This is a genomic window from Campylobacter mucosalis (assembly GCF_013372205.1).
Classification (GTDB): Bacteria; Campylobacterota; Campylobacteria; order Campylobacterales; family Campylobacteraceae; genus Campylobacter_A; species Campylobacter_A mucosalis.
Genome location: NZ_CP053831.1, coordinates 553950 through 575777, shown reverse-complemented (window position 1 = coordinate 575777; position 21828 = coordinate 553950). Strand labels below are relative to the sequence as shown.

Here is a 21828-nt window from a genome sequence, read left to right as displayed (position 1 = left end):
CTCCTTAGTTCTTTTTTAATTTTGCTAAAATTTGTGCGTTTTGCACACTCTGTCCTTGTGAAACCTCAATAGATTTTACCACGCCGTCGCTTGGCGATAAAATCTCAATCTCCATTTTCATAGCTTCTATTATAAATACTATCTGACCCTTTGTTACACTATCTCCATTTTTAACTAAAATTTTAAACACAGCCCCTGGCAAACTTGATAAAATTGGTTCAAGTCCGTCATCGACAATCTCTTTTTGCTCTTGTTTTACGCTAGACAGCTCACCAATGGCAGTTATACTCTGAACGACTACATTATCATCAAAACCCTCTTTTACCTCGACGTTGTATCGTGCACCATTTACAACTACGTTGTATTTTCCGCTATCTTTTAGACTATTTTGTTGGCTAGATTTAGGCTTAGCCAAACTGCCCTTTCTTACATTTACCTTTGCTTCGCCCTTTAAAAACGCAACACCCTTTTCTTTACAAGCGGCAACGATGAATAAATTCTCATCAGTAACCGGAATTTTCTCACTCTCTAAGATTTTTTGCGTGTAAGCTAGTGATTTTGTTTCATCAAGGTCGGCTAAATCAATGGCGTTTTTAGTCGTCGGCTCTAAATTTAACTGCTCTGAGGCTAGACGGACGATATTTTCATCTGGCTTAACAGGCGTCTTGCCAAAGTAGCCAAGCACCATTTTGCCGTATCCCTCGGCGATTTTTTTCCACTTGCCAAACATTACGTTATTAAAGGCTTGTTGAAAGTAAAACTGACTGACTGGCGTAACACTAGTGCCGTATCCACCAAGCTCCACGACCTCACGCATAGCCTCAATCACAGCTGGAAATTTATCCAAACAGCCGTTATCTCTCATCATCTGTGTATTTGCCGTAAGCGCACCGCCAGGCATTGGCGAAAATGGTATGAGTGGGCTTACCTGCGTGGCTTCTGGTGGCATAAAATAATCCTTTAAACACTCACCTAAAACCGCTTCATATTTTAAAATTTTCTCTAAATCAAGCCCTAAATCATAATCCTTGCCCTTTAAAGCGTGAAGCATTGTCAGGATATCAGGCTGACTTGTGCCGCCACTCATCGGAGCAGCTGCAAGGTCAATGCCGTCAGCCCCAGCTTCAAGTGCAGCTAAATAACAAGCCACGCTAACGCCCGCCGTTTCGTGCGTGTGAAGTCTGATGTGAGTTTTTTCTGGCAACATTTTTCTAGCCATTTTTATCGTTTCATAGACTTTTTGAGGGCTTGATGTACCACTTGCGTCTTTAAAACAAACACTATCATAAGGGATATTTGCGTCTAAAATTTCACGTAAAATTCTCTCATAAAATGCTACGTCGTGAGCACCAGAACAGCCCGGTGGCAAATCCATAATAGTAACAACAACTTCGTGTTTTAAGCCGTGTGCGACTATCCTTTCGCCTGAATATTTTAGATTTTCAACGTCATTTAAGGCGTCAAAATTTCTAATCGTAGTCGTGCCGTGCTTTTTAAAAAGCTTAGCGTGCAGATCAACAATCTCACGACTGCCAGTATCAAGTGTAACGGTATTTACACCCCTTGATAACGTCTGCAAATTTGCCTGGCTTCCAACAACCTGACGAAAGCGATCCATCATCGCAAATGCGTCCTCGTTTAGATAAAAATAAAGGCTTTGGAATCTAGCACCGCCTCCAAACTCAAAGTGCGTTATGCCAGCCTCTTTAGCAGCCTCTACGGCTGGAAAAAAGTCGTCCATTAAAACCCTAGCACCAAAAACCGACTGAAAGCCATCACGAAACGTTGTATCCATAACGTCAATGAATCTCTTAGCCATTTTTCTCCCTTAATTATTAAATTTTAAACTATCTCATTAAAAAATAACAAAAAAACAACCAAAACACTAAGTTGTATCAATATAAACGGAGTCACACCTTGATAAATTTCACTCGTCTTAATACTATCAGGAGCAACGCCACGCAAGAAAAATAGACTAAATCCAAAAGGTGGTGTCAAAAACGAGGTTTGCAAATTCATAGCTACAATAATAGCAAAATATAGCGGATTTATGCCCATATCCAAGGCTATTGGAACTATAATAGGAAGCACGATATATGAAATTTCAACAAAATCTATAAAAAAGCCAAGAACAAAGATAACAACCATGCAAAATATGATAAATCCCCACTTGTCGCCTGGCAAATTTGTCATGAACTCGCTAACTACATCTTCGCCGCCAGTATAGCTAAACACCATAGAAAAGGCAGTTGCTCCAACAAGTATAGTAAAGATAATAGCTGTCGTTTTAACACTCTCTTGCAAGGCGTCTTTTAAAATTTTAAATGAAAATTTCTTATAAATTATGGATAATACTATCGCACCAACACAACCAAACGCCGAACTCTCAGTAGGTGTAGCAATCCCCTCAAAAATCGAGCCAAGCACACAAATAACTAAAAGCAGTGGTGGCAAAATCGCATAAATAGCACTTTTAATCTGCTGTGCCTTACTAATGCTGTTATCAACAGGAATGGCTGGAGCTAAATGAGGTCTAAAATAGGCAATAAAAAAAACATATAAAATATAAGCACCAACCAAGCAAAGACCAGGCAACACTGCCTTATGAAACAGCTCACCAACTGGCACACTAAAAATATCTCCTAAAATAATAAGCACAATAGATGGCGGAATAATTTGACCAAGCGTTGCAGAGGCACAGATAGTTCCGCAACCTAGTGCTTTATTGTAGTTATACTTTAACATAACAGGCAGACTTATAACACCCATAGCAACGACACTAGCACCAACAACTCCAGTCGAAGCCGCAAGTAATGCTCCAACTAAAATAGTGCTAATAGCTATCCCGCCTCTTATGCCACCAAAAAGCACAGCCATAGACTCAAGCATACGCTCAGCAAGTTTTGATTTTTCTAAAATAACACCCATAAAAACAAACAAAGGGACGGCGATGAGAATTTTATTCTCCATTATGGAGTAAATTCTATAAGGCATAAATGCAAACATATCTTTAAAAATCACAAACCCACCAATAATGCCATCGCCATCACCAAATGACTCAACCATACCGCCAATAAGTCCAAAAAGCATAGCAACAGCAGCAAAGGTAAAAGCCACACCAAAACCAAGACCAAGCATCAAAAGAGCCGCTAAAAACATCACTACGCCGGTCATTTTACCCTCTTTGCTTCTATGTAAGTTCTTAAATTTTTAACAAAAAAGTTAAGAGCAAAAAATATGAGTAGGAAAAATGAAGCCGGTATAAAAGCCTTTATAATCCATCTATTGCTAAGACCGCCTGGATCGTTACTACCCTCGCCTGAAGTATAGGCTTCAGTCACATAATCAATAGAGAGATAGCAGACTAAAATAGCAAACGGAACTATAAAAAATAAAGCACCAAACATATTTACCAAGCTCTTTGTTTTGGGGCTAAATTTCGCATAAAATATATCAACTCTAACGTGAGCGTCATCATTTAATGCATAGTTCATACCAAGCAAAAATATAATCGCAAAAAAATGCCACTCAAGCTCCTGAAATGCGACGTTTCCGTATTTGAAAAAATATCTAGCAATTACATTAAAAAAGACATCTAAAACTAAAAGTGCCATTACGCACATACATACAAAACATATAAATTTTGACACTAAATCAAAAAAACGTTCAACACTAGTAAGCATAAAATTTTCTAACCCTTTGCAAAAAATAACGCATTTATCATAATAATAGCCACACAAACTGGAACGACAAATCTGATGAGAGTATACCAAATTTTAAATATAAAATCCCCCATATATGGCTTAAATAGCGTATATAATGCCTCTTTTTTAATCACGTATCCAGCAAATATCGCTCCGCCTATACCGCCAAGTGGGAGTAAAATTTTCTCAGCCGTGTAGTCAAGAAAGGTAAAAAAATCCTTATCAAAAATTTTATAATGCTCTCCAACGCCCTCAATATTTGCAAATATGCAAAGAATACCAAGCACGAAAATTCCAACACCAACAAAGGTTAAAGACTTTATGCGACTTATACCAAATTCTCTTATTAAAAAGAACGTAAATGGCTCAATAATAGAGATCGCTGAAGTAAGTGCTGCAAAACTGAGTGCGATAAAAAACATAACAGCTAAAACATTTCCCGTAAAACCTAAATTTGAAAAAAGAGTAGGAAGCGACATAAAAACAAGTCCAACACCCTGACCAGGCGTAGCGTCATACTCAAAAACAAAGGTAAATATCACAAGTCCTGCGATAATAGCCACAATTATGTTAATAGCAACAACACTTAGGGTTGATTTAAATAAATTTGTATCATCTGAAAGTGAGGCTGAGTACGTGATAATAACCGCCATACCAAGCGACATAGTAAAAAATGCTAGTCCAAGCGCAAAAAAGAACGAATCAAGAGTAATCTTAGAAAAATCAGGTATTAATAAAAACTGTGCAGCTTTGCCAAATCCGTCCATAGAAAATGAGTAAAAAAGCATAAAAATAAGCATTAAAAATAGTGCTGGCATCATCCACACGCTTATCTTTTCAATCCCGCTTTTTACGCCACGAGATAGGATTAGTATGCAAATTCCAAACGCAATAGCAAAAAAGACAAACTGAGATACCCAGTCCTTTGTCAAAAACTCCACAAAAAGCCCACTAGAGCTATTCATATCACTTGGCAATAAACCAAAAGAGAGTGTAAGATATTTTAAAACCCAACCGATAATTACAAGATAGTAGCTAGATATGACAGCTGCTGTAACCATCGTCATACCGCCAACATATCCCCATAACCGCTTGTGTTTAACAGCAAGTTTCCTAAATGAATTTATAGCATCACTTTCACTAAGCTTTCCTATACTAAGCTCTGCTAAAAATACCGGTATAGCAACCAAAGCACACATAAAAATATACAAAAGCACAAATGCAGAACCGCCATTTGCACCAACAACATAAGGAAATTTCCAAATTGCCCCAAGTCCAACAGCCGAACCAGCAACAGCCAAAACGTAGCCTATCTTTCCAAAATACTCTTTTTTTTCCACTAAATAAGTCCTCCAATCAATACGATAAATACACAAACAGGTGCTACAAAACATAGCAAGAAATACCAAATTTTAAAAATCATCTCGCCCATAAACGGCACAAAAAGCCTCTCTAAGCTCTGCTTATTCATCACAAATCCAACAAACACGCAAAATGCGATACCGCCAAGCGGAAGCAAGATATTTGAGCTTAAAAAATCAAGCAGATCAAAAAATCCCTTGCCAAAAAATACTAAATTTTCCTTTACTCCGTCAATATTTGATAAAGCACATAAAATTCCAAGCAGATAAACAACACCACCAACGATAATAATAGCCTTAAGCCTACTAAATTTAAAAGCTCTATTAAGATACAAAATACAAGGCTCAACCATAGATATAGCAGATGTAAGTCCTGCAAAAACAAGTGCTGTAAAAAATGTGAAACTAAGCACATTACCAAGCGTCCCAAGCTTTGCAAATAGCGTAGGTAGCGATACGAACGCCAGTCCAACGCCACCCATTGGCTCTGAGTTAAACTCAAATACGAATGTAAATACAATAAGCCCGATAACAACGCTTACAAGAATGTTTAAAAGCACGACATAAAGCGATGAAGTAAAGAGGTTTGTCCTATCATCAAGGCTAGTTGAGTAGCTAAGAATAGCACCAATACCAACGCACATCGTAAAAAACGCGAGTCCAAGTGCTGCTAAAATGCTATCTTTGTCTATTTTTGCAAAGTCTGGCACAAGTAAAAATTTCACGGCTTTTTCAAAACCATTCATCGAAAATGAATAGCCAAGCATAAGCATTAAAAGTATAAAAAGTGCAGGTATGAGCCACAAATTTATACGCTCAATCCCAGCTTTTACGCCCTTTGTAAGCACAAAAAAGTATGCTAAAAATGCAATCGTAAAGTATAAAATTTGCTCAAACGCATTTTTAGAGATAAAATTTTCAAACATCTTGCCAGAGCTAGGTATATCGCTTGGCAAAACACCAAATGAGATAATGACATATTTTATAACCCAGCCGATTATTAGCGTATAAAACGAAGCTACAAAAATTCCAGTAATCATAAAAATACCAGCAAACGACCAAATTTTGCCGTATTTTGGTGCTAAATTTTTAAAGGCATTTGGTGTATCAAGACCTGAAATTTTGCCCATTGCCATCTCGGCAAAAAATATGCTAAGACCAACGATAAGTGCAAAAAACAGATAAACAAGCACGAATGCAGAACCGCCGTTGCTACCGACCATATATGGAAATTTCCACGCATTGCCAAGTCCAACAGCCGCACCTACAATTGACAAGATAAAACCGACTTTTGAAAACTTCTCAGCCATTTTTTTACTTTAAAATTTGATAAAGCATAATCGCAAAAACCGCTACTGGCACGATAAATCTAAGTGCAAAATACCAAATTTCAAACAAAGCCTTGCCCATAAACGGCACAAAAAGATAGCCAAGACCATCTTTTTTAAGCACAAACCCAACAAAAATGCTAAACACAATCGCAGCAAGTGGCATTATGATATTTGATGTCAAATAGTCAAGCACATCAAAAAATGGCTTATCAAAAAGCATAAACACCTCGCTTGTAGGCTTACAATACGAAAGTATGCAAAAAATTCCAAGAACATAAACAAAACTAGCGATTAAAATGAGTGCCTTTTTGCGTGTAAAATTAAATTTATTAATCAAGTAGTAGGCAAATGGCTCTATCATAGACACGGCACTTGTAACACCCGCAAACAAAAGCGACACAAAAAATGCAACAGCTAGGAAATTTCCAGCCAAGCCAAGCTTTGCAAACAGAGTTGTAAGACTTACAAATATAAGCCCAGGGCCACCCTGCGTGGTATCTCCGTTGTAAGCAAAAACAAACGTAAATACGACAAGCCCCATCATAATGCCAACTATGATATTTATAAATATAATAGAGAGGGTTGATTTTACTAAATTTGTGCCGTCAGGCAGGCTTGCTGCGTATGTAGGTATCACGCAAACTCCCATAGATAGGGAAAAAAATGCAAGTCCTAGTGCCTGAAGCACGATCTCTGGTGTTATTTTTGAAAAATCAGGGACAAAAAGAAACGAAACCGCCTTTAAAAGACCATCTCCAACGCTAAGTGAGTAGCAAAACATTATTATGAGCAAGATAAAAAGAGATGGCATCATCCAAACATTTAAACGCTCAATGCCACTTTTTATGCCCTTTGAAACTACAAAAAATACAATGCTAAAAACTATACTAAAACATATTATGGAATTTATCGCTTCGTTAAACAAAAGCGACTCAAACATCGCTCTTGACTGTGCTGTATCGGTAGGAAGCGAACCAAAACTAAGATAAATATACTTTACAATCCAGCCAATCACAACCATATAAAATGAAGCTATAAGCACCGCTCCAATCATAAAAAATCCCGCCATACTCCACTGCTTTTTGTACTTTGGAGCAAGTTTGTAAAGCGAATGCACGGGATCTGTTTCGCCCAATTTTCCTATACTAAGCTCAGCCAAAAATGCAACAAAAGCTATACCAAAAGTAAGTGCAAGATAAAGCACGATAAACGCTGAACCGCCGTTGTTGCCGACCATTGTTGGGAATTTCCACGCATTTCCAAGACCAACAGCAGAACCTGCCATCGCCAAAACAAAGCCTATTTTTGAGAACTGATCCTTTATCATTTAAAAACAACTCATTTCTTAATATAAAATAAATATGAGCCAACAATACCATAAAAAGCTTTGAATTTTTATAAATAAGTGCAAATTCTTAACTTTTTTAAGTATTTTTTAACTTTTTTTGAAACACTATGTAAATATTTTCCACAAACATATAAAATTTTAAGAAAATAAAAGCTTCTTGTGTATATAATGCCAACTTCAAAGTTTTAGTAGGGGACAGATCCGAAAAAACTTAAGATTTTTAAGGAGATACGATGAAAAAGATCGTTTTTTTAGTTCTTGGTCTTACAGCATTCGCTTTTGGTGCTGATGGTGAGATGATTAAATCATACTCTGTTATAGCAGCTGGTATAGGTCTTGGTCTTGCTGCACTTGGTGGTGCTATCGGTATGGGTAACACAGCTTCAGCTACAATCAGCGGAACAGCTAGAAATCCTGGCGTTGGTAGCAAACTTATGACTACGATGTTTATTGCACTTGCGATGATCGAAGCACAAGTTATCTACGCACTTGTTATAACACTTATCTTGCTTTATGCAAACCCTATGATAGGCTAAGCAAAAGCTTACAGCCCTCGCTTTGAGGGCTTTTTATGCGATTATGGTGGAATTGGTAGACACGCTATCTTGAGGGGGTAGTGCCAGTAGGTGTGCGAGTTCGAGTCTCGCTAATCGCACCATTTAAACTTTAACCCTACTTTCAAAAGCTTTCATAAGTGAGAGCATATCGATATTTTCTAAATTTACTCCAGTTGGGACGCCTTGAGCAATCTTGCTAAATTTTACATTATCCAGTTGCATTTTATCTTGAACAAAAAACATAAGTGCGTCAGAATTTAAACCAGGAGTAAAGGCAAATATCACCTCACTAGCGCCATTTTCAACTATCATTTGATGTAGCTTAGCTATCTTTTCATCATTTATTTCATCTAACACAAAGTAGTATCCGTCATAAATGCCATTTTGCTCAAAAACCAGCACATCTCTTGGGCTTTCTACAACTACTATGCGAGTATTGTCACGTCCTTTATCTGTGCAAATGTCACAAATTTCATCTTCACTTAAAGCACCGCACCTCTCGCAACGTCTTGTAAAACGCACCGCGTCCTCTATGCATTGTGCTAGTTTGAGTCCGCCAAAACTATCTTGCAAACTTACAAAATACGCGTATCTAAGTGCGGATTTTTTACCAACGCCAGGAAGCTTAGAAAACGCGTCAACTAGCTCATTAAATTTCTCAAGACTTTTCAACAAAGTCCTTTTTTAGTGGCACAAAAAAGCAGTGATAACCATCTTCGTAGCTATATTTTAGCCCCATTTTATGCATATTAAAAATTTGATCTATTATATAAAGTCCAAGTCCCATACCAGAGCTTTTTGAGCTTTTATCGCCTCTGACAAAAGCTTGTAAGTAAAACGATATCTCGTGCTCTAGCGGTTTTCCTAAATTTTTAACAGCTATCATATCATTATCGCAAACCAAAATGGCCTTTTTGTCATCGGCATATTTTATGGCATTATCTATTAAATTTTTAATCGCTAACGAAAAGAGCTGAAAATCAACTCTTAGCACAACGTCTTCTTTGATATCACAAGCCACTTTTTCGCCAAAATTTTCAAGCATTAACATATCTTCCACTTGCTCTAAAATCAGCGAAAAATGGCACTCTTGATAGTTTAAAGAGTAGCTTTTTGAAAGCAACTGCTCGATTTTACTAAATTCATTTATAAGCATTTCAAGACGAATAAATATGGAGATCAGCCTTGATTTTTGAGTTTCATTTGCCACCATTTCAGATACTATGCGACCCTTGCCGATTGGCGTTTTAAGCTCGTGCATAATCGCGCGCAAAAACAGCTGTCTAGAGCGTATCAAATCACGAATTTTACAAACTGCATTATCAAATTCGTATGCAACCTGTCCTATCTCATCTTGCTGGTCAAAATTATCCTTAGAGGCAGGGCAAATGCTAACATCTAAATTTCCAGCAGCAAAACGCCTAATATCAACGCTGAGTTTTCTTAAAGGCATTAAACTACGCATAACAGAAACATACAAAGATATGAGCAAAACCATAGCTATCACAAAGCTTATCAAAAGAGAGTCATTTACTTTTTTAGTTTCGCTACTCTCAATCAACAGATGAAATCCAGTATTTTTTAGGTGCAGATACAAGTTATCATTATACATTATCGACTGAACTATGCCGATTGGGGTTTGCTTTGCAAAGATGAGTTCGCCGTCTTTTACGATAGATATTGCCAAATTTTGATTAGAAACGTACTCTAAACCAAAATTTCTAAAATACTGCTCCAAATCTTGCGGCGGACTTGCTCTCTCATAAAGTGTCAGAAGGTAGTTTATAGCGCTAATCTGCTTATTTCTTACTGACTCTAAGGAATTTTGCTTTTGTATGTTTGCGTAGGTAAAAAACACAATACACACAAGAGCAAAAGATATCGCAAAAATTATGGTTATTTTAGTGGCAATAGAGTATTTCATCCGATTAGTTTATAGCCTATACCACGCACCGAAAATATGTGTTTTGGCGACTTTGAGCTATCGCCGATTTTAGCTCTTAAGCGTCCGATAATAACATCAAGACTCTTTGAATCCTTATCTTTTAAGCTTTTGCAGTTATAAACTAATTGCTCACGAGACACAGAAAAACTATGTTGCTTTATAAGATAGCTTAGAATTTCAAACTCAGCAGGAGTTAGAACTAGCGATTCATTATTAAAGAAAATTTCATGACGCTTTTCGTCTATCCTAAACGCGCTATCTGCGACCTCTTCTACAACTTCGTTGGTCTTTTTATATCTGCGTATTAGGCTTGTGATACGAGCATACATCTCTTTTGGATCGTAAGGTTTTGGCAAATAGTCATCAGCCCCAAGCTGAAGTCCGACAACCTTATCACTAATGTCTGAACGAGCAGAGCTAATGATGATAGGTATGTCATATTTTGCACGAATTTCTTTGCAAACCTCAAGTCCGTCAATACCTGGAAGCGTAAGGTCAAGTATAAGCAGATCAAAATTCTTAATACCAGCACTAATGCCCAAATATGGGTCTTCAAAATTTGTGACCTTGATATTAAAATTCTCCAAATACTCAGATAAAATCTGAGCAAATTCAGCATCATCTTCTATCATTAAAACATTTACCATTGTCTATCCTTTATAATTTTTACTAAATTATACAAAAAAATGATAAACCGATAGTTATAAATTTGGCAAAAATACAAAAAATATACTCATCATACTTGGCTTAAAATTTTACACTAACAGATTTTTTACTCGCAATTTAAAGGCAAAATTTGGCAATATAATAAGCAAATTTGCAAACAGGGAGAGATATGAAGGCTTTAAAACGCAACAAATGGCTAATCGCTTTATCAGCTTCTGCGATACATATTTCTATCGGCTCAGTGTATGCGTGGTCGGTGTTAGTCTTGCCTATTATGAACGCCACTGGCTGGTCAAGAACAGCTGTTACTTTTACATTTTCACTCTCTATTTTATTTTTAGGGCTTTCAGCTGGGGTCTTTGGCAAATATGTCGAGCGGTATGGTCCAAAAGTCACTGGACTTATATCGACTGCCTGTTTTACAATAGGGCTGTTTGGTTCGGCATTTGCACTACATATATCTAGTGTGTGGCTACTCTATATTTTTTATGGCGTTATAGGCGGCATTGGACTTGGTATAGGCTATGTTACGCCAGTTTCTACCCTCGTAAAATACTTCCCCCGCCACAAAGGTTTTGCCACAGGACTTGCGATAATGAGCTTTGGCTTTGCCTCGCTAATTGCCGCACCACTCATGAGATATTTAGTAGATGAGTTTAGTTTGATATTAAATTTTATCATTCTAGGTGGCGTTTATGCCGTGGCAATGACCGCTGGTTCGCTCTACTTAAAAGCACCAGATGATCACAAAGAGACTGAAAATACCCATCAAAATTTGGACCCAAAAGAGATCTATAAAACGTGGCAATTTAGAGCTTTGTGGAGTATGATATTCATAAATATCTCGTGTGGCATAGCTCTGCTTAGTATGGTATCGCCAATGGCACAAGAGATCGTTGGTTACACGCCAGAGCGCGCGGCTGCTTTAGTTGGTGTGATAGGTCTTATTAACGGTACTGGGCGAATTTTGTGGGCGAGTTTTTCAGATCTCATAACACGTCCTTACACATACATAGTCTTTTTTCTCATACAATCAACACTATTTTTCTTTTTAGCTAGTACAACAAATGAATTTTTATTTGAAATTTTTATACTTATCATCATCTCGTGCTATGGTGGTGGCTTTTCGTGTTTGCCTGCCTATCTATCAGATCTATTTGGCAACAAATATCTCTCAACTATACACGGCGTCATACTTACTGCTTGGGGCATAGCAGGGCTTGTTGGGCCACTTATGATCTCGCTTGGCAAAGAGTATCTTGGCTCATATAGCCAAATTTTATATATTTTTGTTGCATTTTTCCTAGTAAATTTAATAACTGCTTGGATATTAAAAGACTCATTGCAAAAAAATACTAGACGCTCAAGGCGTAAAAGAAAATAAATACGCGTAAAACCACGCTCCAACTACGTCAGAGCGAAAGTTTTCAACCTCTTTCTATTCATTGACATCCTTTTTTTAAAATAACTAAAAAATAGCTGATTTTGTAGCTGTCATCATCGTAACTTCGGCTAACCTCATTTATCTCTAAAATTTCAAATTTATTAAATATTCGTTTAACTTTATCTCTGTCAAAGTAGTAAATCTCAACGCCGTTTTCATCAAAGCCCATTTTGCCTTTTTGCTGATTTGTGATGACCTCGTATTTTGACTTTAAAATCCCAGTTTTATATCTGTCATCACCCAAATTTCTAAACTGAAAAAACGCCACACCGCCAGTTTTTAGCACCCTGTAAATTTCATCAACAGCCCTTAAAATTCGCTCTTTGCTCCCAGCATACATTAAAACACCATAATTTATAAGCCCGTCAAAAAACTCATCTTCATAAGGCAAAGATAGCATATTACAAACCTTTAAGTCCGCACTTAAATTTTGACTTTTTAGCAGGTTTTGCGTGCTTTTTATCCCGTCTTTTGAGTAGTCACACCCATACGCTTTAAAGCCATTTTGTGCCAAAAAACTAACGTGCCTACCAGCCCCACAACCTAAATCAAGCACTTTTGCTTCGCTTTTTAAATAGCTAAATGCAAAATCTGTTACATAGCTTACTGGATAGGTCGGATTTTGGCTATTTTGGTAATTTTTATCCCAGTAAATCAAGCCGTAACCCCCCCCCATTTTTTGATTTTTCAAGATTAATCCTTTCTGGCAATTGCCACGTAAATTTTATGAAGCTCGGTGCTATTTTTTGCGTTTAAAACAATACTTTCAATATACAAATCATCAAAATCACGCAAAATTTTTCTAACCTCATCTTTGCTAAATGGCGTAATATTTTTAGCCCTAAAATCATCTTTATCAATAAAGCAAAAAATGGCTTTTGTGTCGTTTTTTAAGGCATTAAAGGCATTTGGTATCAGTTTTATATCAAAGCCAATAAAGCCAAAAATACCATCAACTTTTTTACTAAAATCAGCGGTTGTTTCAAAGCCATTTTGGTTTAAAAAATCGGTGTAGATATTATCGCTATCTAGCCTTAAAATTTTACTGCCTCGTTTTAGATTTCTAAACACAAAAGCAGCGATATTATCATCTGCAAATTTTTTCATACTACTCCTTTAAAAGTGTGTTTTCATCGGCTTTTATGACACTTTTAAAAGTGTCATAATACCTAGCTAAATCAATTAAAACCATATCACCTCCGCCAAATTTTGCGTAGTTAAAATTGCCACTATCTTTTAGCATTTTTATCTGTTTTTGCTTATCAAGAATACTTTTAGCTTCAAGCTTTCTTACAAAATATTTTATGCTTTTGTGGCTTTTTACGCCGTTTTCATCAATAAAATCACCGCTAAATTCCTTAAAATATCGGTAGCTAACGCCAATTTTTTGCTCGGCATAAAGATAAAATGTCCAGCCCTTGCTAGCATCGCCAAAACAAAGAAACTTAGCCCCCTTTTTGTGCAAAATTTCATAGACACAACCCTCACCAAAACAGCTAGTTGTAGGCTTTAAATACTCATCTTTATCCTTGCCGTAAATTGCAAATGAAAAAATCGGATCATCAGTCCTTACAACACCGCCTAAATGCCTAAAATACTCGCTTAAAACCCCAACGGTGCTTTTTGAGTTTAGCTTATCATAGACCTCATTACGACAAAAACTATATGTAAATGTTGGCATTACTATCGTGCCGTTTTTACCCACCACGCTTAAAAAACAATCAACCAAATCGCCTAAAAATCGGCTTTTATTTGTGATTTTACCAAGCCTAAACAGCTCAGCGTGGATTAAAAGAGTATCGCCATTTTTAATCCCAAGAGATTTTAGCGTGGTAATTAGCTCATCTTTTGTGTAAATTTTGCCTTCAAAACTAAGCATTTTTCACGCTTTCAATGAGATTTAAAATGGCGTTAAAATCGCTGAAATTTTCAGCTCTAATTAGCCTTGAAGGCACGGATTTACCGCTAAGCTCTGCTATCATCTCAATAAGCTCCATAACATCAAGGCTGTCAATTAGCCCACGCCCTAAAATATCGGTATCATCAGCTTTTATGTGGCTTTTGCCAAGCCTTTTAAATAAATTTTCAACCTCGTTCATTTAAAATCCTTTGCAATCTGTTTTAAAATTTTTCTGTCAATTTTTGTGTTGTTGTTTAATTTAAATTTACTAACTCTAATAAAATGGCGTGGGAGCATATATTTTGGTAGTTTGATGCTTAAAAATTCTCGTAAATCAAGCTCAATCTCGCTCTCATAAAAGGCAAAAATTCGCTCATTTTCAAATACACAAGCGACGTTTTTAACCCCCTCGTGTGTGCTTAAAACGCACTCAATCTCGCCAAGTTCTATCCTGTGTCCTTTTAGCTTAATCTGATTATCAGCACGTCCAGCACAAACTAGCTCGTAATTTTCATTAAAATAACCAATATCGCCGGTTTTATAAACCAAATCAATAAATTTATCGTTTAGCGGATTTTGCACGAAAGCCATTTTTGTAAGCTCATTATCATTATAATATCCGCTAGAAACGCAACTGCCACGAACGTAAATTTCGCCCTTTTTATATGGCGTGAAAATTTGGTTTAAATCATCGCTAAGCAGTAAAATTTCGGTGTTTTCACACGCCTTGCCAATGGGTAGTATCTCATCATCTTTAAGCTCTCTTTCGCACACAAAATACGAGCAAACCCCAGTGATTTCACTAGCACCATAAAGGTTGATGATTTTGGCGTTTTTGTAGGCATTTATCCACATTTTTACCTGTTTTACTGGGGTAATTTCGCCAGAGATAAAGACACGCTTTAAATGTGGCAGGGCGATTAGGGCGTTTGTATTTGCAAAATAGTTAATGATTTGGGGTGTAATGCCAGTTTGAGTGATATTTTTATCCTTAAAATACCCCATAATTTTATCTGGAAACGCCCAGTCTTGACCCTTTAAAATGTGAAGCGTAGCACCGCTAAGAATGCTTGGGTAGATATCAAGGACTGATTTATCAAAGTGAAAATGTGCCTGATTTGCCACGTTATCAGTGCTATTTATGCCAAAACACTCAACTGCCCACGTGGCATAATCAATTAAATTTTTATGATTTACAGCAAACCCCTTTGGTGTGCCAGTTGAGCCAGATGTAAATAAAATATAGGCTAAATCAACGTCTAAAAATGTGGATTTTGCGGTGTTTAAAAGTGCTGTATCAGTTTTGAAATTTTTAAAATCGCTATCAAAAATCGTTTTGATATTTAAAAAGCTAAAATCAAAATTTTTACTTGTAATTAATAGCTTTGGCTTAATCTTGTGAGTTACGCTTAAAAGGCGTTCTTTTGGGCTGTTTTCATCAATTATTGCGTAAAAATTCCCACTTTTTATCACGCCAAAAAACGCCACAATGCACCAAATATCCTTTGGTAAAAGGATAAAAATCGGCTCTTTTTTGATATTTGCTCTTAAAATTTCACTTGCGACCTTGTCGCTTAACTCATCAAGCACCTTAAAATTAATGCTCTTATCGCCACAAACAACTGCCGTTTTAGTGCTAAAATTTTTAGCACTAAGCCTTAAAAACTCGCTAACGTGTTTCATTATGCCACCCTTTCATAAGGGGCGTTATAAACTCGCACTACCCCTCCCCATTTGTGTAAATTTCGTGCTTTGTATTAAAAATTTATTTGTGTTTTTAGACACGCAACTACTTTGTTTATTTTTATTCTCGTGACCATTGTCTTGAAATTTAAGTGTTTCTATACACTTTTCTTTGCAAAATACCTTAATCTCTTGACTATCGTTTGTTTCATAAAATTTTACAAGTTTAGTAAAAAATTCAATCATATTATCTTTGCTAACCGAGAGTATGCCTAGCCCATTTTGGATTAGAATTTTATTAGCCGTAAGCATTGCTGTTCTTTTATTGCCGTCAAAAAATAGCTGTGAGCGTGCGATATAAAGCATCATATCTAGTGCGACGTCTAGCTTGTTATCGCTACTTAATATCTCATCTATTTTGGCTCTTACTTCATAATCTACTGGCAAAACAGGGGCGTAGTTAGTCCCTGAAATTTTAACATTAGTCGTTCTTAAAAAGCCAAAATTTAGGACTACGTCCCTGCCAACTAATCTATGAATATCTTGTAAATAGTCTAGATTTACTTCATCATTTATTGTCGCAAAAAGATACTCCCACGCCCTTTTTAAATTAGTAATTATCGTTATTTCTTCAATGGTCTTGCCGCCCACGCTAAACCCACTTATTATCATTTGAGTTTCAGGAAAAGTAATATTTATCCCCTCTAAGTTAGCCGACTTCCAAATGCTATCCACCAAATTTCGTTTAGCAAAAAAGATATTTTCTTCTTGGGTCATTTTTATCCTTATTTTGTATTCTTTTAGTAAAGATATAATACCATATTCGTTAAATTATACGCATATTTATCGCCCTTTTTATCTCAAAGGTGCTAATTAACTCTCTCATTTTACCTCTTTTATTAAATTATTTTTTAATAAAACTTCAATGATAGGGCGAAGTTTATAAAGCTCAACGCCTAAAATTTCTGCGATTTTTAAGGTGTCGTTTTTGCCATCACAAAAGGCTAAAAAGTTACGTAAAATCATCTGTGCTTCGTGATTTTTGCCTAGACTTAGCGTTCTAATTAGCCCACGTTTGCCTAAATTTGGCTCACAAATGGTATTTAGCACAAATTTTGCGTTTGTTTCAAGGTTTAAAATGCAGTTTCTAGCGTATAAAAATCCGCCATTTAGCCCATTTTTTGTAACGACACTAAAATCATCAAGGCTGGTGTGATACTCTTTGTATTCGCCAAATTTTGAGCGACTTAGTGCCACAACGCCCAAATCTAGAGCTGGTGTGTTGTATTGTCTCTCATCGCTGCCACGCTCTTTAAAGCTGTAAATTTTTGGCTTGTTTGTGCGGTGTTTTATCGTGTGAAGTGCGATTTTATCGCTTAATCTTTGCTCATTTGGGCTTAAAACAAGGCTGTATTCACGCTCATCGCCTATACAAGTTAGTACAAAACCGCCCTTTACGTTTTGCTTTAAACGGCTGAAATTTTCGTGGATATAGCAGATTGAGCCGATTGTTTCAGGAGTGATTACAAACTCATAATTGTAACGGCGAGTGTTTAAGCCCCTAACAAAACGCACCAAATTTGCCCACACGACAGGCCCTGAAAGCTCGTTGTTTGCCATTTGTGGGTGGCAAAGGTAGGTTGAGATTAGGATAGTTTCGTCGGTTTTTTGCGTGGCTGGGATGAAAATTCTAGCGTATCTTAGGTGTCCGTCTTTTTTAAAGCTTGATTTTATCACGGCGTGATAAGTGCCAGTTTCTAGCGTGTCAAGCTCGTTTTTAGCGATACAAAAGCCCCAACGCCTTTCATAGTAGCTAGTAGCGTAAGGCACGGCGTTTGGCAGGTCTGGTAAGGTGTAAAGGTGCGTTTTTAGCTCATCTAGGCTTAAAAATTTATCAACCGCTTCTGAATAGCCTAAAACGTGCAAATTTAGGCGTTTAAAGTCACAGATTTTCTTACCACTTGGCGTGATGATAAAAGCGTCATCTATCTCCCACTCATTTGGCACGACCCAGTCGTAAATTTTTGTGCCTGATTTTACGTTAGAAATCTCTAGTTTTATCTCATAAAATCTGAAATTTTTAGCATTTTTATAGGTTTGGGGTTTTAAAAAACATGCGCTACCCCCCCCCATTGCGTGGTTTAGGACAATATCTAAGCTCGTGTTAAAGCCTTTGCCAGTAATGCTTCGGTGAATTTTAAAGAGGCTTTTTGCAAGGCTAAACATATCGTGCGACCCCCCCCCATTTTTACTCCTTAATCTAGTCTGCTAATAGCACCAGTTGCTGTGTCAATGTGCATTTTAGAGCATTTGGCGCACTAGACGGGTCTAGCTTTATCTGATCATTTGCCAATAATCGCTTTATATGGTTTAAATTTAACTAACAATTATACAACAAAAAATTAAAATTTAAACAACTTTTTGGCAAAATGAGCCTTTCTAAATTTCAATAAGGAACGATATGTTAGAAATTAAAGGGCTTACTCAAAGATTTGCAAATTCTTTGCTATTTGAAGATGTAAATTTAAAACTAAATCGCAACAATCGCTACGGCTTAATCGGTGCAAATGGTGCTGGTAAATCGACATTTTTAAAGATTCTAAGCGGACAGATAGAGTCAAGCAGTGGTGAGATAGTAATCGAAAACGGCTTAAAAGTTGGGGTGCTTGGGCAAGATCAGTTTGCTTTTGAAAATTTCACGCTAAAAGACGCCGTTTTATACGGCAACAAACGCCTTTATGACGCAGTAAAAGAGAAAGAAAAGCTATATTTAAGCGAGGAATTTACAGACGCTATCAATGAGCGTTTAAGCGAACTTGAAATCATCTGTGCCGAAGAAGATCCGACCTATGAATACGAAACTAGGATTGAAAAAATCCTAAGTTCACTTGGGCTAAATGAGTTTGAAAAACTAATGAGCGAGGTTGAAAATTCCGATAAAGTTAAGGTTTTACTCGCACAAGTTTTGTTTCCAAAACCAGATATTTTGTTTTTAGATGAGCCAACAAACAACCTTGATATTGACGCTATTGCTTGGCTTGAAAACGAGTTAAATCGCCACGAAGGCACACTTGTGGTTATCAGCCACGACAGGCACTTTTTAAATAGGGTTTGCACACATATTTTAGACGTAGATTTTAAAAAGATCCGTGAGTTTAGCGGTAACTACGACGATTGGTATATGGCTGCAAATTTAATCGCAAAACAAAACGAGATGGAGCGTGACAAAAAGCTAAAAGAGAAAGAAGAGCTTGAAAAATTTATCGCTCGTTTTAGTGCAAACGCTTCAAAAGCACGTCAGGCAACAAGCCGTGCAAAACAGCTTGAAAAACTAGATATCGCCGAGATTGCCGTATCATCTAGACGCGATCCTAGCATTTTGTTTCGCACAAATAGAGAGATAGGTAACGAGCTAATTGAGATTAAAAATTTATATAAGAAATTTGACGATAAGATCATCTTTGAAAATTTAAATTTCAAACTAGAAAAGGGCGATAAAGTCGCTATCATCGGAGCTAACGGTGTTGGTAAAACCACGCTTTGTAAATTACTAATGGGCGAGTTAAAGCCGGATAAGGGCGAAATTCACGTAGGAGCCACCATTGAGCTTGGATATTTTGCGCAAGATGTGGTAAATAAAATTAGTGGCGATTTAAAGCTTTATGAGTATCTGCAGGATGCTAAAAATAAAGACATTGATGAAATTCGCAAATGCCTTGGCAGAATGCTTTTTAGCGGTGCCGATCAAGAAAAAGCCGTTGGTGCTTTAAGTGGTGGCGAAAAGCACAGAGTCCGCCTAGCCCAGTTAATGCTTCATCGCCCAAATTTGCTAATAATGGACGAGCCAAACAATCACCTTGACCTTGAAGCAATCATCGCACTTGGCGAGGCGTTTTATAATTTTAGCGGAAGTGTAATCTGTGTAAGCCACGACAGAGAGCTAATTGACGCATTTGCAAATAGAATTTTGCACCTAAAAGGCAACGGCGAAGTTATCGACTACAAAGGCACTTATGAAGAGTATCGTTCTAGTTTGGGGCTTGAGATATAAATAAAAAAGGGCGTCTTCCTGACGCCCAAAAAGGAGTTTTGCTTATTCAATTGATTGCTTGATGAAATTATACAAGCAATCGGTAAATCAACGGCTAATCAAAGCTTATACTTTCACTTTTTGGTATATCTATCTTTGTTTTGATATTTTTTCTTGATTTTTTAACTGGCACCGACTCATTAGCCTCTCGTATCAGTAGCATACTTTCAACCTTTTGCCCCAAAAATGTAGCATAAACCAAATCGCCCTTGTTGTTATAAAATTTTGGCGAACAAAAACTAGCCTTTGGTAGTTTTGCATTGGTTGTGTCAGTAGAAACTATCGTGTAGCAATATCCGCCGTCTTGATATGAAAGCTCTGTTATGACGCCTTTTATGGCTGTTTTATTTACTGGAGTTGGTTTTTTAATCTCTTGCTTTGGTTTTGGGTCAAAAAATGAGCAACCAGAAAGCAAAAAAATAACAAAAATAGCAAAAGTGGCTATATTTTTCATAAAATTTCCTTTAAAACTAAAAGCGAAAGTATATCAAAAAGAGTTTAATTTAAAATAGGGTTTAGAAGCCTAAACCCATAAGTTTTATGCGGTTACGTTTATAACGTTTCCACTAGTATCACCGCTAAGCTCGGCAATCCTTTTATCAACAGCTTCAATGCTCTTTTGCATAGTATCTTGCGATATCTGCGGTAGCTTTCCACCCCACATTTTCTCAGCCTCTTTAAAGCCACGTATCATACCATCTCTACCAGCTTTTAGCTTCTCAATATCATCGCCACTACCCATAATGACGAAATTTGCAATACGCTCGGTCGTCTTATCAACTCCAAAAAAGCCGTCCTTGCTAACAAGCTCGGCAGCTTCATCTTTTGATAACTCATTAAGCGGTTTTCCGGTGTATCCAATAGCATTAGTGTCAATATTCCCTAAAATTTCCATTAGGTTTTCTGGCGTCTTGCCTGGTGTGCCAAAAAGTGAAGCTTGAAGATCTAAATTTGAGTTAGCTCTTGTAAAACTTTGGGCATTAAACTGCAAAAAATAGCTTTGAAAAAGCTCTTTAGCGTCTATGTTTGCCGCAGCCTTTTTTATCTGTTGGGCCTGGGTTTTTACACCATCATCTGCCGACTTTTGACGGATATCCTTTGATACGTTTGTGCTTTGAGCCGATAAGCTCATATTTAGTGCTACACTCATAATCTCTCCTTTGATTACTGCTTTAAATCGTCAAATTTTATATTTTGTTTAATTACCTTAAATAGCTTCCTTGCTTTTTCTCTGTCGAAACCGGCTTGTTTTCTTGTGCTATATCACCAGCATACGCGTCTTTGCCCTTTAAATGAGCGATAATTGCACCCAAATCGTTATTTGAAATGGTTTTAGCAATGCCTTGCATAACACTCTTCATACTACCGCCAAATGAACTATCCGAACGATAAGCAACTATGGCGTCTTCTATATCTTTTGCGTCCATACTAGACAAAGGTTGACGTATACCTCCTGGTCTTTTTGTAGCGTCATCGCCGTGGCAAGAGGCACACTGGTTTTGAAAAAGTTCTTTTCCAAGAGAGGCAGAGTAGCGCCCCTTTCTATCCACTCCAGCTTTTAAAATTCTAGTATCTTTGTATCTTCTTGGATCCTCATCAACAAAAACTTCGACGGTTTTGTTATTTTCACTAGCGTATTGTTTTGCCATTTCTGAAAGCTGTTTGCCAAAATCCCCGTTCGCCCTGATATAATAAACCTCAGAAGCCCCAAAAGCACAAGCTCCAAAAATACAAACGGCACATAAAGATTTAAAAATTTTCATCTATCTTCCTTTAAATTTTAAAGTTTTGATTATATC

Annotated in this window: 22 protein-coding genes and 1 tRNA gene; 4 read left to right on the top strand and 19 right to left on the bottom strand. The window is 37.0% G+C overall.

Annotation, left to right across the window (positions count from 1 at the left end):
• Window positions 1-4: 4 nt before the first annotated feature.
• Genes CMCT_RS03030 through CMCT_RS03005 form a run of 6 tightly spaced genes read right to left on the bottom strand, consistent with a single transcriptional unit; the run spans window position 5 to window position 7723 of the window.
• Complete coding sequence (locus CMCT_RS03030) at window positions 5-1819, bottom strand: biotin/lipoyl-containing protein (protein ID WP_034968171.1); 1815 nt, start codon at window positions 1817-1819, stop codon at window positions 5-7.
• A 23-nt stretch (window positions 1820-1842) separates the two neighbouring features.
• Complete coding sequence (locus CMCT_RS03025) at window positions 1843-3174, bottom strand: TRAP transporter large permease (protein WP_034968169.1); 1332 nt, start codon at window positions 3172-3174, stop codon at window positions 1843-1845.
• Complete coding sequence (locus CMCT_RS03020) at window positions 3171-3683, bottom strand: TRAP transporter small permease subunit (protein ID WP_034968166.1); 513 nt, start codon at window positions 3681-3683, stop codon at window positions 3171-3173. Before CMCT_RS03020 ends, CMCT_RS03025 begins: the two co-directional genes overlap by 4 nt.
• An 8-nt stretch (window positions 3684-3691) precedes the next feature.
• Window positions 3692-5044 (bottom strand): sodium-dependent transporter, encoded by a 1353-nt coding sequence (locus tag CMCT_RS03015; protein WP_051654856.1) that lies wholly within the window; start codon window positions 5042-5044, stop codon window positions 3692-3694.
• The gene (locus CMCT_RS03010) at window positions 5044-6375 is read right to left on the bottom strand and encodes a sodium-dependent transporter (protein WP_034968163.1); all 1332 of its coding nucleotides are present in this window, start codon (window positions 6373-6375) and stop codon (window positions 5044-5046) included. The genes CMCT_RS03015 and CMCT_RS03010 overlap by 1 nt, the downstream gene beginning before the upstream one ends.
• A gap of 4 nt (window positions 6376-6379) precedes the next feature.
• A complete protein-coding gene (locus tag CMCT_RS03005) occupies window positions 6380-7723 on the bottom strand; it encodes a sodium-dependent transporter (protein WP_034968161.1) in 1344 nt (447 codons plus the stop codon).
• 254 nt (window positions 7724-7977) lie between these two features.
• On the opposite strand from CMCT_RS03005, the gene CMCT_RS03000 reads away from it, so the two are divergent.
• The gene (locus CMCT_RS03000; RefSeq protein ID WP_034968158.1) at window positions 7978-8280 is read left to right on the top strand and encodes a F0F1 ATP synthase subunit C; all 303 of its coding nucleotides are present in this window, start codon (window positions 7978-7980) and stop codon (window positions 8278-8280) included.
• A gap of 37 nt (window positions 8281-8317) precedes the next feature.
• Window positions 8318-8402 (top strand) — tRNA-Leu (locus tag CMCT_RS02995).
• Between the two features lies 1 nt (window position 8403).
• Here the strand turns inward: CMCT_RS02995 and recR are convergent.
• The 3 genes from recR to CMCT_RS02980 are packed head-to-tail and all read right to left on the bottom strand — an operon-like array spanning window position 8404 to window position 10893.
• Window positions 8404-8976: a recombination mediator RecR gene (gene recR, locus CMCT_RS02990; RefSeq protein ID WP_034968155.1), complete on the bottom strand. Its 573-nt coding sequence runs from the start codon at window positions 8974-8976 to the stop codon at window positions 8404-8406.
• Window positions 8960-10225 carry an ArsS family sensor histidine kinase gene (locus CMCT_RS02985; RefSeq protein WP_169752847.1) on the bottom strand — a complete coding sequence of 422 codons (1266 nt, stop codon included), beginning with the start codon at window positions 10223-10225 and terminating at the stop codon, window positions 8960-8962. Before CMCT_RS02985 ends, recR begins: the two co-directional genes overlap by 17 nt.
• Entirely contained in the window at window positions 10222-10893 is a 672-nt protein-coding gene (locus CMCT_RS02980; protein WP_034968153.1) for a response regulator transcription factor, read from the bottom strand. Before CMCT_RS02980 ends, CMCT_RS02985 begins: the two co-directional genes overlap by 4 nt.
• A 188-nt stretch (window positions 10894-11081) precedes the next feature.
• Here CMCT_RS02980 and CMCT_RS02975 point away from each other — a divergent pair, with 188 nt between their 5' ends.
• The gene (locus tag CMCT_RS02975; RefSeq protein WP_169752846.1) at window positions 11082-12296 is read left to right on the top strand and encodes an L-lactate MFS transporter; all 1215 of its coding nucleotides are present in this window, start codon (window positions 11082-11084) and stop codon (window positions 12294-12296) included.
• 58 nt (window positions 12297-12354) lie between these two features.
• Here the strand turns inward: CMCT_RS02975 and CMCT_RS02970 are convergent, their stop codons facing one another.
• The 7 genes from CMCT_RS02970 to CMCT_RS02940 all read right to left on the bottom strand — a co-directional run bounded on the left by CMCT_RS02970 (window position 12355) and on the right by CMCT_RS02940 (window position 18165).
• The gene (locus CMCT_RS02970) at window positions 12355-13047 is read right to left on the bottom strand and encodes a class I SAM-dependent methyltransferase (RefSeq protein WP_051654855.1); all 693 of its coding nucleotides are present in this window, start codon (window positions 13045-13047) and stop codon (window positions 12355-12357) included.
• Between the two features lie 2 nt (window positions 13048-13049).
• The gene (locus CMCT_RS02965; protein ID WP_176325004.1) at window positions 13050-13463 is read right to left on the bottom strand and encodes a hypothetical protein; all 414 of its coding nucleotides are present in this window, start codon (window positions 13461-13463) and stop codon (window positions 13050-13052) included.
• A gap of 1 nt (window position 13464) precedes the next feature.
• Complete coding sequence (locus CMCT_RS02960; RefSeq protein ID WP_034968149.1) at window positions 13465-14235, bottom strand: AAC(3) family N-acetyltransferase; 771 nt, start codon at window positions 14233-14235, stop codon at window positions 13465-13467.
• Window positions 14228-14455 carry a hypothetical protein gene (locus tag CMCT_RS02955; protein ID WP_034968147.1) on the bottom strand — a complete coding sequence of 76 codons (228 nt, stop codon included), beginning with the start codon at window positions 14453-14455 and terminating at the stop codon, window positions 14228-14230. Before CMCT_RS02955 ends, CMCT_RS02960 begins: the two co-directional genes overlap by 8 nt.
• Window positions 14452-15939 (bottom strand): amino acid adenylation domain-containing protein, encoded by a 1488-nt coding sequence (locus CMCT_RS02950; RefSeq protein ID WP_034968145.1) that lies wholly within the window; start codon window positions 15937-15939, stop codon window positions 14452-14454. The genes CMCT_RS02955 and CMCT_RS02950 overlap by 4 nt, the downstream gene beginning before the upstream one ends.
• Window positions 15940-15963: 24 nt before the next feature.
• Entirely contained in the window at window positions 15964-16716 is a 753-nt protein-coding gene (locus CMCT_RS02945; RefSeq protein ID WP_082198638.1) for a Fic family protein, read from the bottom strand.
• A 105-nt stretch (window positions 16717-16821) separates the two neighbouring features.
• Window positions 16822-18165, bottom strand: a complete 1344-nt coding sequence (locus CMCT_RS02940; RefSeq protein ID WP_034968143.1) for a DUF4910 domain-containing protein — start codon at window positions 18163-18165, stop codon at window positions 16822-16824.
• A 235-nt stretch (window positions 18166-18400) separates the two neighbouring features.
• Here CMCT_RS02940 and CMCT_RS02935 point away from each other — a divergent pair, with 235 nt between their 5' ends.
• On the top strand, window positions 18401-19990 hold the full coding sequence (locus CMCT_RS02935) for an ABC-F family ATP-binding cassette domain-containing protein (RefSeq protein ID WP_034968142.1): 1590 nt from the start codon (window positions 18401-18403) through the stop codon (window positions 19988-19990).
• Between the two features lie 94 nt (window positions 19991-20084).
• Here CMCT_RS02935 and CMCT_RS02930 read toward each other — a convergent pair whose 3' ends face one another.
• The 3 genes from CMCT_RS02930 to CMCT_RS02920 all read right to left on the bottom strand — a co-directional run bounded on the left by CMCT_RS02930 (window position 20085) and on the right by CMCT_RS02920 (window position 21792).
• Window positions 20085-20483, bottom strand: a complete 399-nt coding sequence (locus tag CMCT_RS02930) for a hypothetical protein (protein ID WP_169752839.1) — start codon at window positions 20481-20483, stop codon at window positions 20085-20087.
• Window positions 20484-20567: 84 nt separating this feature from the next.
• Complete coding sequence (locus CMCT_RS02925; protein WP_034968140.1) at window positions 20568-21179, bottom strand: hypothetical protein; 612 nt, start codon at window positions 21177-21179, stop codon at window positions 20568-20570.
• Between the two features lie 52 nt (window positions 21180-21231).
• Window positions 21232-21792 (bottom strand): c-type cytochrome, encoded by a 561-nt coding sequence (locus CMCT_RS02920; protein ID WP_034968138.1) that lies wholly within the window; start codon window positions 21790-21792, stop codon window positions 21232-21234.
• Window positions 21793-21828 lie beyond the last annotated feature (36 nt).

Coding starts and splice junctions, on each gene's coding strand:
- CMCT_RS03020 (WP_034968166.1), bottom strand. CDS start 3,683: ATGCTTACTAGTGTTGAACGTTTTTTTGATTTAGTGTCAAAATTTATA.
- CMCT_RS02945 (WP_082198638.1), bottom strand. CDS start 16,716: ATGACCCAAGAAGAAAATATCTTTTTTGCTAAACGAAATTTGGTGGAT.
- CMCT_RS03005 (WP_034968161.1), bottom strand. CDS start 7,723: ATGATAAAGGATCAGTTCTCAAAAATAGGCTTTGTTTTGGCGATGGCA.
- CMCT_RS02930 (WP_169752839.1), bottom strand. CDS start 20,483: ATGAAAAATATAGCCACTTTTGCTATTTTTGTTATTTTTTTGCTTTCT.
- CMCT_RS02940 (WP_034968143.1), bottom strand. CDS start 18,165: ATGTTTAGCCTTGCAAAAAGCCTCTTTAAAATTCACCGAAGCATTACT.
- CMCT_RS02980 (WP_034968153.1), bottom strand. CDS start 10,893: ATGGTAAATGTTTTAATGATAGAAGATGATGCTGAATTTGCTCAGATT.
- CMCT_RS02965 (WP_176325004.1), bottom strand. CDS start 13,463: ATGAAAAAATTTGCAGATGATAATATCGCTGCTTTTGTGTTTAGAAAT.
- CMCT_RS02950 (WP_034968145.1), bottom strand. CDS start 15,939: ATGAAACACGTTAGCGAGTTTTTAAGGCTTAGTGCTAAAAATTTTAGC.
- CMCT_RS02985 (WP_169752847.1), bottom strand. CDS start 10,225: ATGAAATACTCTATTGCCACTAAAATAACCATAATTTTTGCGATATCT.
- CMCT_RS02955 (WP_034968147.1), bottom strand. CDS start 14,455: ATGAACGAGGTTGAAAATTTATTTAAAAGGCTTGGCAAAAGCCACATA.
- CMCT_RS02920 (WP_034968138.1), bottom strand. CDS start 21,792: ATGAAAATTTTTAAATCTTTATGTGCCGTTTGTATTTTTGGAGCTTGT.
- CMCT_RS02975 (WP_169752846.1), top strand. CDS start 11,082: ATGAAGGCTTTAAAACGCAACAAATGGCTAATCGCTTTATCAGCTTCT.
- CMCT_RS03025 (WP_034968169.1), bottom strand. CDS start 3,174: ATGACCGGCGTAGTGATGTTTTTAGCGGCTCTTTTGATGCTTGGTCTT.
- CMCT_RS02960 (WP_034968149.1), bottom strand. CDS start 14,235: ATGCTTAGTTTTGAAGGCAAAATTTACACAAAAGATGAGCTAATTACC.
- CMCT_RS02935 (WP_034968142.1), top strand. CDS start 18,401: ATGTTAGAAATTAAAGGGCTTACTCAAAGATTTGCAAATTCTTTGCTA.
- CMCT_RS03000 (WP_034968158.1), top strand. CDS start 7,978: ATGAAAAAGATCGTTTTTTTAGTTCTTGGTCTTACAGCATTCGCTTTT.
- CMCT_RS03010 (WP_034968163.1), bottom strand. CDS start 6,375: ATGGCTGAGAAGTTTTCAAAAGTCGGTTTTATCTTGTCAATTGTAGGT.
- CMCT_RS03030 (WP_034968171.1), bottom strand. CDS start 1,819: ATGGCTAAGAGATTCATTGACGTTATGGATACAACGTTTCGTGATGGC.
- CMCT_RS02925 (WP_034968140.1), bottom strand. CDS start 21,179: ATGAGTGTAGCACTAAATATGAGCTTATCGGCTCAAAGCACAAACGTA.